The 1,926-nt window shown below is 39.6% G+C and carries 1 protein-coding gene; it reads left to right on the top strand.

The features are described 5' to 3' along the window. Positions 1-1,926 (top strand): Ig-like domain-containing protein (locus tag GSY47_RS25180; protein WP_455429036.1); only part of this gene is annotated, 1,926 nt, incomplete at both ends.

The raw sequence follows: 1,926 nt of genomic DNA on the forward strand, positions 1-1,926 counted from the left end.
ACTGTTCTGGCAACAGGAACCTATTATGTAAGCCAGACCTCAAACGGATGTGAGAGTACAAGAGCGTCGGTATCGGTAACGGTAAATGCTACACCATCAGCACCGACTGTTGCATCACAGACTTTCTGTTCATCAGAAAACAAAACAATTGCAGATTTGGCTTCTCTTGGAGCATCTTATAAATGGTATTCAGCCTCAACAGGCGGTTCTGCTCTTGCAGGCACTACTGTTCTGGCAACAGGAACCTATTATGTAAGCCAGACCTCAAACAGCTGTGAGAGTACAAGGGCGTCGGTAGTTGTAACAATAACAACAAATCCAGTAAAACCAATATTAGGTTCTATAAATCAGCCTACTTGTAGTACATTTACAGGAAACTTTACAATTACAAATTATAATTCTTCTTATACTTATACAATAAGTCCAAATGGAGCAACACTAAATACGACTACAGGAGTTGTTACAGCAACAAAAGGAGTTTATAAAGTAACAGCAACTTTAAATAGTTGTGCTTCTGAGATTTCTGATGAAGTTGAAATTAATTCAATTCTATGTGCCAATGCAGATCCATTCGGAACCAAAACATCAGGCGCGACAGCGGTAACTGTTGGAAACGTTAAAACAAATGATACCTTAAACGGAGCAGCCGTTACAGCGGATAATACTACAGTAACGCCAAAAACAGACGGCGTACTGAGTGTGGATGCAGCCGGAGTGGTTACTCTTGCAGCCAATTCACCAAGCGGAAGCTACAGCATTGTTTATGAAATCTGCGAATTAAATACAGCCAACTGTAAAACAGCTACGGCTACGGTTGATGTTGTAAACGAAATAAAAGCGGTTAAAGAAACAACGACTGCTATTAATGGAAGTATAGGTGGAACAACTATAGCATTAACAACGAACGATACATTAAATGAAAATCCAGTTAGTATAGGAAGTAATCCTGGACAAGTAAGTATTAGTATTGTTGGTACATTACCAACGGGATTAACCTTAAATGCTAATGGAACAATCACAGTTGTTCCAAATACACCTGCAGCAAATTATAATGTGGAATATTCAATTTGTGAAGTTGGTGCTAATCCTGTAAACTGTTCTTCTGTAATTTCAGTTGTACCGGTTACAGCAGGAGATTTAGTAGCCAATCCGGATACAGTAGCATCGGTTACAGGATCAAATACTCCACAGATATTAGGAGTAAATGTTCTGGATAATGATACTAAAAACGGAGTAAAACTAAATCCTTCAGATGTAATATTGACAGAATCAACACCGGATCCAAAAGGATATCTGGTATTGAATCCAGACGGAACGGTAACTCTTGGAGCTAACGCACCAGCAGGAGATTATGAACTGACTTATACCATCTGTGAAAAACTGAATACTGACAACTGTAAATCAAATACAGTTACTGTGACAGTGACTGCACCGGTTATTGATGCAGTTACAGAAACGACAGCATCAATCAACGGAAGCACGGGAGGAACAACAGCTTCATTAACAGCAAACGATACCCTTGATGGAAAACCATTTGTTGTAGGAAGTAATCCTGGAGAAGTAACAATCAGCATTGTCGGGACATTGCCGACAGGATTAACATTGAATGCCAACGGAACAATTACGGTTGCTCCAAATACTCCAAAAGGAAATTACAATGTAGAATACAGAATCTGCGACAATAACAATTTAGGAAACTGCGATCAGGTAATCTCAGTTGTACCGGTTACGGCAGGAGATTTAGTAGCCAATCCGGATACAGTAGCATCAGTTACGGGATCAAACACTCCTCAGACATTAGGGGTAAATGTTCTGGACAATGATACTAAAAACGGAGTAAAACTAAATCCTGCAGATGTAATACTGACAGAATCAACACCGGATCCAAAAGGATATCTGGTATTGAATCCAGACGGAACGGTAACT

Origin of the sequence: Flavobacterium quisquiliarum, from assembly GCF_019308285.1 — a bacterium.
GTDB lineage: Bacteria > Bacteroidota > Bacteroidia > Flavobacteriales > Flavobacteriaceae > Flavobacterium > Flavobacterium quisquiliarum.